The organism is Synechococcus lacustris str. Tous (genome assembly GCF_003011125.1).
GTDB lineage: Bacteria > Cyanobacteriota > Cyanobacteriia > PCC-6307 > Cyanobiaceae > Synechococcus_D > Synechococcus_D lacustris.
In genome coordinates this window covers 4,513-12,733 of sequence record NZ_PXVC01000082.1, presented here as the reverse complement: position 1 = coordinate 12,733, position 8,221 = coordinate 4,513, and the positions used below count along the sequence as shown (strand labels likewise).

Here is an 8,221-nt window from a genome sequence, read left to right as displayed (position 1 = left end):
CATCCATGTATTCAATAAGACGTAGTTCAATACCTTCGTTTCTTGCTAATTCTGCCAGGGGTAGCAATTGGTTGTCATTTTTTCCCTTTTCAATTACAGCATTTAGTTTTAGGTCACCTTTGGCTGGATCAAAGCCTGCTGAACGGGCATGGCCAATGGCTGCCAACACCTGGGCCAGATGTAATTCGCCATGTTTAATCCCAGCCATGCGAGCCACTGAATCTGCTGTGGTTCCATCAAGGCTAAGGCTGATCCGATTTAATCCTGCCTTGCGCAGGCGATGGGCCCGCTCGCCATTTAGTAGGAATCCGTTGCTAGTTAGCGCTATGTCGCTCAAGCCTTGATTTCGTAGTGGATTGATTGCGGTTATCAGTTCCTCAAGGTCTGGATTTAACAGTGGCTCACCGCCCGTTAGCCGCAAGCTGTGAACACCAAGTTCAACGGCAGCTTTCACTATTTTTAAGCGCTGCTCAAGATTGATTAAACCCAATGGCTCTTTGCTATCTGGAAGGCAGTAGGGACAAGCAAGGTTGCAAAGGGCCGTAAGGGATAGTCGTAAAACTCCAATCGGTCTGCAATGTTGGTCTAATTGGGTCATAGGGTCAAATCCTTGGCCTTAACCTGTGCTCCAGGCCGAAAATTAGCGGTAGCGATTGTGCAACGCCACTCATGATTTGGTGTAATTGCCAGGATTCATAATAGGTTGTGATTTTCTGATGAATAGTTGATATTGCGAATTGCCTTTGCATCGAGCAGCACAACTAGTTTAGATAATTGTTTTAGCCAGGCCATAAGGCTGCGTTCACCAGTATTTATGGTTTGGTTTAGGTTCTTGCTAATGGCAGCGTTGCTCGGATAAACGCCAAGGAGGGGTTGCAGTTGTTGACCATCATGGGCCAAAACAAGTGAATTTGGCTTTGGCTTAGCTTCCTCTAGCAAGCTGTTGATCGCCCCGAAGGTTAGGTAAGGCATGTCTACGGGGCACAGCAGCAGCGTTTGCTCCGGGTGGATCTGCATCAACCGATGTAGAGCTAACAGGGGGCCCTCCCAGGGGGGATCTTCTGGAATTGCAGTTACCAGCTCCATAGTTGAGCCCATTTCCAGGTGGGCTTGATGACAACTGAACAATGTGATTGGCGCCTGCAATTGAGCGAGCAGTTTCAGGCTGCGCTCCAACCAAGTGCCTCCCTCAGGGTGAGCCAATAGGGCCTTGTCTTGCCCCATGCGACGGCTGCTGCCTCCGCTCAGTAGGCAGCAACGCAGGGGTGGATTTTGTAGCAACGGCTGCCGGGATAGCTCTTCCGAATTCATAGGGTTAATTCGATTCATCTCTGSTGTGCCATGGCCCAAACCCAGCTCACGGTTACTTTGCTGGCGGCTAAACGCAATCTTGGCTTAAGTTTTGCTGATTTAGGCGAAATGTTAGGTGTTGATGAGGTGTGGGTAGCAAGCTTGATCTATGGCCAGGCAACTGCATCTGAGCAGGAGGCAAAAGCATTACTTGAAGCTTTGGGTTTAGATAAAAACGATAATTCAATTGAAATGAGTTGCGAACTTATGGCTTTTCCTGTTAAGGGTGGACTAGATCCGGTAATTCCCACCGACCCGTTGCTCTATCGTTTCTACGAAATTATGCAAGTTTATGGCATGCCATTGAAAGATGTAATTCAAGAAAAGTTTGGGGATGGGATTATGTCTGCTATTGATTTTAGCCTCACTGTAAATCGTTTAGAAGATTCCAATGGTGATCGGGTAGTGGTAACTATGAATGGTAAATTCTTGCCCTATCGTAAGTGGTGATTAGCAAAGCTCAAGCCCAATGCCCCTATTGCGGCGTTGGTTGTGGCCTAGAACTATTGGCGCCAAAAGTTGGTTCAATATCTCCTCAATGGTCTGTCCGCGGCGACCGCAGCCACCCCTCATCACTGGGGCAAGTATGCATAAAAGGTGCCACTGTTGCGGCAACCCTTGATCAAAATCGGCTTACTCAGCCCCTATGGCGAGCGCAGTTGGATCAGCCTTTGCAGGCGATCAGCTGGGAGCAGGCATTTGAATTGCTTGTGCAACGCATCAAAGTGGTGCTGGAAAAATGGGGTGCCGATGGTTTGGCGGTTTATGGCTCGGGTCAATTTTTAACCGAAGACTATTACCTAGCCCAGAAACTATTTAAAGGTTATTTAGGCTGCAATCACTTTGATGCAAATTCTCGGCTATGCATGAGTTCAGCCGTGGCAGGTTACAGCCGCAGCCTAGGTTCCGACGGCCCTCCATGTTGTTATAACGACTTAGATCACGCTAATTTAGTGTTATTGATTGGCACTAATACTGCTGATTGTCATCCGGTGTTATGGCAACGCTTGTTGAAGCGTAAGCGCCGTGATCCAGATGGTTTAAAGATCGTTGTTGTGGATCCCCGTTGCACCGCCACTGCAATTGCTGCTGATCTACATTTAGCGATTAAACCCGGTAGTGATCTAGCCCTATTGCATGGGATAGCCCACATATTAGTGCAAAAGGATTGGCTTGATAAAGGTTTTATTGAATTAGCAACGGAGGGTTACAGCGAATTTAGCAAACATTTGCCACATTGGACCCCCAAACGGGTTGCTGATCTTTGCGGAATTTGTGAGGCAGATTTAGGTAAGTTGGCTGAATTATGGGGCASAAGTGCTGCTGTTTTAAGTGCTTGGTCGATGGGGGTGAATCAAAGTGTTGATGGCAGCGCAACGGTTAGTGCAATCGTGAATTTGCATTTGCTAACTGGCCAAATCGGCCGTTTGGGGGCAGGGCCTTTCTCGCTTACCGGTCAACCGAATGCAATGGGAGGTAGGGAAGCGGGAGGCCTGAGTCATTTATTGCCCGGTTATCGCGCAGTTTCAAATGAGCAAGATCGCGCCAGTTTGGAAAGGCACTGGGGATTAACTTCAGGGGCGATATCAGCTCAGCCTGGCCGCCATGTGTGGCAACAGGTTGAGGCAATGGAGCGTGGTGAATTGGGGCTTTGGTGGGTGGCAGCCACCAATCCATTAGTTAGTTTGCCCTCTTTAGATCGCGTGCGAGCGGCGCTTAGGAACTGCGACTTTGTGGTGTTAAGTGAAGCCTATGGGGGTACGGAAACAGCTGAGTTCGCCCATCTCATCCTGCCCGCTGCCCAATGGAGTGAAAAGGAGGGGGTAATGACTAATTCGGAGCGAAGGCTCACCCTATGCCAAGCATTTAGGCAGCCTCCGGGGCAGGCAATGGCTGATTGGCTTATCTTTGCTGAGTTAGGCAAACGTTTGGGATTTACAGCTGCTTTTAGTTATGCCAACAGCAGTGAAGTATTTGACGAATTTGCGGCAATTACCGCTGGTAGATTGTGTGATTTATCTGGGATAACTCACGGCCTATTGGCAGAATTTGGTCCGCAGCAGTGGCCGTTTCCCCTGGGAACAGCACCAGGTGGTGGCTTGGAAAGACTTTATGCCGATGGGAAATTTGCAACGGCTACAGGAAAGGCACGYTTGTTGTGGGATACACCCTTTGGCCTAGGGGAACCGCCTTGCAATAGTTACCCATTGATTCTCACAGTTGGTAGATATCTTGGCCATTGGCATACATTAACTCGCACTGGTTTGGTGCCCCGTTTGATGCAACAACATCCGGAGGCTTTACTCGAGTTGAATCCTAAGGATGCAGAGCAAGCTGGGGTGGTTGATGGTAGTTGGGTTCAAGTATCATCGCGACGGGGGCAGATAACTGTGAAGGTGCAGATAACGGCAAGGATTCGGCCAGGCACTGTGTTCTTGCCATTGCACTGGGGTGCTGCTCAACCGAACCCCTGTGAGGCAAATCGGCTTATGCATGAATTGGCATGCCCCCACTCAAAACAACCCGAACTAAAGGCTGCGGCTGTAAAAATATTAGCTCTTAAATAAATTTACGCCTTCATATAAAAAATCTAGGGCCCTATTTCGTAGTTCGCCATAGCGATCATCATGTAGTAATAATTCGCGATCCCGGGGGCGGCTAAAAGGGATTTCAAGTATTTCACCGATGGTTGCGGCGGGGCCGTTGGTTAGCATCACAACTCGATCTGCAAGAAATAAAGCTTCATCAATATCATGGGTAATCATCAAAACCGTACAGCGTTGYTGCCGCCACAGGGYAAGTAATTCCTCTTGTAATTCCTCTTTTGTTATTGGATCAAGGGCACCAAAGGGCTCATCCATTATCAAAACCGGTGGCTTTATTGCCATCGCCCGGGCGATGGCTACCCTTTGGCGCATGCCACCACTTAATTCCCCCGGGTGGCGATTAAAAGCTTCACCAAGCCCCACTGTTTCAAGCATTTCTTGTGCTTCTTTAAGCAATTCCTTTTTCTGTTCGGTTTCCCTGGTGGCATAAAGCCCCAGAGCAACATTATTTAGTGCTGTTTTCCAAGGCAGTAGGGCATAGTTTTGAAACACCACCATGCGGTCTGGCCCCGGACTCTCCACCGCTTCTCCCCCTACCAAAACCTCGCCAGAACTTGGTTTTTCAAAGCCAGATAATGTGTTTAATAGGGTGCTCTTGCCGCAGCCTGAATGACCAATCACACAGATAAACTCCCCTGCTTGCACTGTAAGGTTTACGTTTTTCAGAACTTCAATGTTGCCATTCTCCGAACTAAAAGTTTTTGCTAAATTGCGGAACTCAACTAGTCTGCCTTGGCTTTTTGTTGAAGTGATTGATGCAGTGTTGCCTTGAATTGATGTGTTCATTGATTTAGGCTCTGATCGCTGAGAAGGGAAGGGAGGCGCAATATTGTTCGGGATTATCGATTGAGAAAATTTCGCCATCGCTGAGTTCATAGGTTCTTTGGGTGGGTTCTTGGTCGTGAATGGAAACTTTTTCGCATGCTTCTAAAAATATTTTTCTCGCATACACCCGATCAAGCAATTCTTGCCTATGGCTTGGGAAATTGGCCATATCCCAGCGGGCTAGTTGGGTTAGTACCCATAGCCCCTCGGCCGGATCTGGGTAGCAGGCCTGGCCTAGAAAGAAACGATTGAAGCGCAATAGTGAAGTGGCTTGGTTGAGGCTGGGAGCCAATTCATCACTTAATAAACCTGCTTGCATGGGCTCGAGTAAGTGAACTCCAAATGCTTCAGGTGCACTAAGTRTTTCCAAAATTTGATTGCGGTTTTCTGATGTGTCGCAGTAGGCAGCTGCTTCAAGCAGCGCCGCACTTAGGGCCACTGCCCTGTTGTGGTTGTGATCTACCCAGGCTTCCCGCAAAGCGAGTACTTTTTCCGCATGGTTTGGCCAAATTTCTGCATCGGTGAGCACAACCAATCCTGTTTTTCGATATTTGGCAATACAAGCCCTTAATTTGCCGGCCGCAAATGCATCAATTAAGCCTCCTTCCATGGCGGTAAGCAGATTTAATGGAGAGCGCCTTTGCCAGCAGATTTGTTCTGGATCAATGCCATGGCGCGCTAGCCAATGGCGAAATAGCAATTCGGCCATTGACAATCGATCCGGAACCCCCACTCGCAGTTCAGTTCCTTTATGCAATAACTCCAATAGAGCATCGCTGCTATCAATTGATAATCGCTCAGCTATCACAAGGGCATTGCCATTGCGGCTAAGGGTTTGCGTAACAACCATAGGCAGTGGCGTACTTGATACTGCCCCGGCGCCAGCGGCCATAGAGAGTGGTTGGGCAGCGCTTAAAGCGGCTCCATCAAGCCGTTCTAAACGCAACATGTCGTCAATTTCGCCCCAACTTTGACAGCGCAATAGCTCTACCTCAAGGCCCTGCTTTTCAAAGAGCTTCTGCTCTCTTGCTACCAGCATTGTTGCTGCATCCAAGCCCGGCAAATAGCCAAGCTTGATTGGTGTTGGGCTTGCTTGTTGGCTGATTTTGCGTTTAGAAATTTTGCGCTGGTCTTGAAGGAATTCGAGTAGTTGATTACGAAGCAAGTAGTAATTAGGATCTTTTAGAACTCCTTTGCGGCAGCGGGGGCGCTCAAATGGCACGGCAACAATTCGTCCCACATGGGCTTTGGGACCATTGGTTAGTAATACAACTCGATCACTTAATAACAAGGCTTCATCTACGGAATGGGTAACCATTACGGTGGTGATATTTGCGTTTTGGCAGAGCTGCATTAACTGCTCTTGCAGATGGCCGCGGGTGAGGGCATCCAAGGCGCCAAAAGGTTCATCAAGCAAAAGTAACTTTGGCTCTAATGCAAGGGCCCTTGCGATGGCAACCCTTTGGCGCATGCCCCCAGACAGCACCCCTGGCATACGATCAGCAACCGATTCCAAGTTAACCATTGCAAGGGCAGCTTCCGTACGTTCATGCCTTTGCTGAGGGCTCAGGTTCCTTTTAACTTCCCTAAGGGCTAAAGCTACATTCGCCCGCACACTTCGCCAAGGCAAGAGTGAATAGTTCTGAAAAACTACCATTCGATCGGGGCCGGGTTCAATTACCTCACGACCTTCAAGAATTACTCCACCTTTGCTCGGCTTGTTTAGGCCTGCAAGTATATTTAATAGTGTTGATTTGCCACAGCCAGAATGGCCTACAAGCGAAATAAATTCCCCCTTTTCAACCGTTAGGTTGATTGTGCTTAATGCTTGGAAACTTGTGCCATCGCTCCTGGTGAACTGCTGTTCAACCGAATCAAGTTGTAGAAAACTTGCCATTGCTATACCTCCAAATGATTCGGAATTTTAAAAAGCTTGTTCTTTATTAATGGAGAACTCATTGATTTATCTTTGGGGACCACCTACCCGTTCGCCTACCCAGGCAACACCTCGATCAAGGATTAAGCCCACCACTCCTACATATAGGATTGCTAATATAATCTGACTTGTGCTTGAATCCCCACCAGCGTTATATGCATCCCATATAAAGAAACCAATGCCGCCATCGGCTTTAAGCATTTCTGCTGCAACAATTGCAAGCCAGGCAAGACCGATTGATATGCGCAATCCAGTAAATACATATGGTGCAGTGGCAGGTATAACTATATCCCACAAAAAGCTGCGTTTCCTAAGCCGTAAAACCCTTGCAACATTGCGATAATCTTGGGGTATTTCTCTAATTCCCATTGCAGTGTTGATAACAATTGGCCATATTGCCGTAATAAAGATAACAAATATTGCCGCTGCATCAGCCTGTTGAAATAACAGCAGTGAAATCGGTAGCCATGCCAAGGGTGGTACCGTGCGGAGCACCTGAATAATCGGATCAAAGCCTCGCCTAATAAAACTATTCAAACCCAGTGCTAAACCGGCTGCAATACCTAATATTGCCGCTAGGCTATACCCTAAAGCCACCCTTTGGAGCGATATTAATATTTGCCAACCCAAGCCTTTTGCTGTGCCGCCATCATCATAAAAAGGATTCACTATATAGGGATTCCAAGTTTGTGTTATTACTTGGATTGGCCCTGGAAAATCGCTATTACTCAGGCTGCATGAAAGTTGCCATATCAATAGAACTCCGCCGATACATAACACTGGAGCTTTGATCTGTTTGATGATTGGGCTGTTAAGCCATTTTAGTTGTGAAGATCTAGGCTTCTTTGCTTTGATTGAGGCGGAGACCATTGGTAGTGCTCTGATGGTTTTTAATTATTTTGTTATTTGGCTTGATATTTTATCAATTAACTCTTATTTAAGCGCCTTTATTTTTAAGCTATTTAAATAGGCTTGTGGATTGGCTGGGTTGAATTTTACGCCATCAAAGAACACTTCCACTCCCCTTGAATCACTAGCTGGGCCTGTGCCATAACCATTTGCTTTTGCAGCAGCCCGCCATAGATCGGCACGGTTTACTTGTTTTACAAGGGCATTGGTATTTGTATTTTTTGGTAGATACCCCCAGCGAATATTTTCGGTAATAAACCAGGCGTCATGGCTTTTGTAGGGAAAGGAGGCGTTATTATTCCAGAAATACATTTTGAATGGGCTATTTGTTACTTTGCGACCATCACCATAATCAACGGTTCCTTGCAGGCGTGGCAGTAAATCATCAACGCTAGCTTTCACATACTTATCTTCCGAAAGAATCTCAGCTAATTCTTTTGCGTTTGCTGGATTATCTGCCCATTTTTGTGCTTGTTGCACAGCCATTAACAAGCGTAAGCTTGCGTTTGGATTTTTCTTTACCCAATCAGCTCTCATTGTGAATGCTTTTTCTGGATGCTCTTTCCAAATCTCACCTGTTTGCGTAATTGTGTAG

8 protein-coding genes are annotated in these 8,221 nt (G+C 47.2%); 2 read left to right on the top strand and 6 right to left on the bottom strand.

The window, feature by feature from the left end; translation table 11 throughout:
• Window positions 1-598, bottom strand: a 598-nt coding sequence (locus C7K08_RS11700; RefSeq protein WP_117434648.1) for a radical SAM protein, incomplete at its 3' end; no start/stop codon positions are given.
• 95 nt (window positions 599-693) lie between these two features.
• The gene (locus C7K08_RS11695; protein WP_161955904.1) at window positions 694-1,311 is read right to left on the bottom strand and encodes a molybdenum cofactor guanylyltransferase; all 618 of its coding nucleotides are present in this window, start codon (window positions 1,309-1,311) and stop codon (window positions 694-696) included.
• A gap of 30 nt (window positions 1,312-1,341) precedes the next feature.
• Here C7K08_RS11695 and cynS point away from each other — a divergent pair, with 30 nt between their 5' ends.
• Together cynS and C7K08_RS11685 are read left to right on the top strand one after the other, a co-directional pair.
• Window positions 1,342-1,800 (top strand): cyanase, encoded by a 459-nt coding sequence (gene cynS / locus C7K08_RS11690; RefSeq protein WP_106500779.1) that lies wholly within the window; start codon window positions 1,342-1,344, stop codon window positions 1,798-1,800.
• The gene (locus C7K08_RS11685) at window positions 1,797-3,917 is read left to right on the top strand and encodes a molybdopterin oxidoreductase family protein (protein WP_241537236.1); all 2,121 of its coding nucleotides are present in this window, start codon (window positions 1,797-1,799) and stop codon (window positions 3,915-3,917) included. The genes cynS and C7K08_RS11685 overlap by 4 nt, the downstream gene beginning before the upstream one ends.
• Here C7K08_RS11685 and C7K08_RS11680 read toward each other — a convergent pair.
• The 4 genes from C7K08_RS11680 to C7K08_RS16475 form a co-directional block, all read right to left on the bottom strand.
• Complete coding sequence (locus tag C7K08_RS11680) at window positions 3,903-4,742, bottom strand: ABC transporter ATP-binding protein (RefSeq protein WP_106500777.1); 840 nt, start codon at window positions 4,740-4,742, stop codon at window positions 3,903-3,905. The two genes, C7K08_RS11685 and C7K08_RS11680, sit on opposite strands and share 15 nt — an antisense overlap.
• A gap of 4 nt (window positions 4,743-4,746) precedes the next feature.
• Window positions 4,747-6,678, bottom strand: a complete 1,932-nt coding sequence (locus tag C7K08_RS11675) for a nitrate ABC transporter ATP-binding protein (protein ID WP_106500776.1) — start codon at window positions 6,676-6,678, stop codon at window positions 4,747-4,749.
• Window positions 6,679-6,744: 66 nt separating this feature from the next.
• On the bottom strand, window positions 6,745-7,587 hold the full coding sequence (gene ntrB, locus C7K08_RS11670) for a nitrate ABC transporter permease (RefSeq protein WP_106500775.1): 843 nt from the start codon (window positions 7,585-7,587) through the stop codon (window positions 6,745-6,747).
• Window positions 7,588-7,650: 63 nt separating this feature from the next.
• A partial coding sequence (locus C7K08_RS16475) for an ABC transporter substrate-binding protein (protein ID WP_241537235.1) occupies window positions 7,651-8,221 on the bottom strand: 571 nt, incomplete at its 5' end.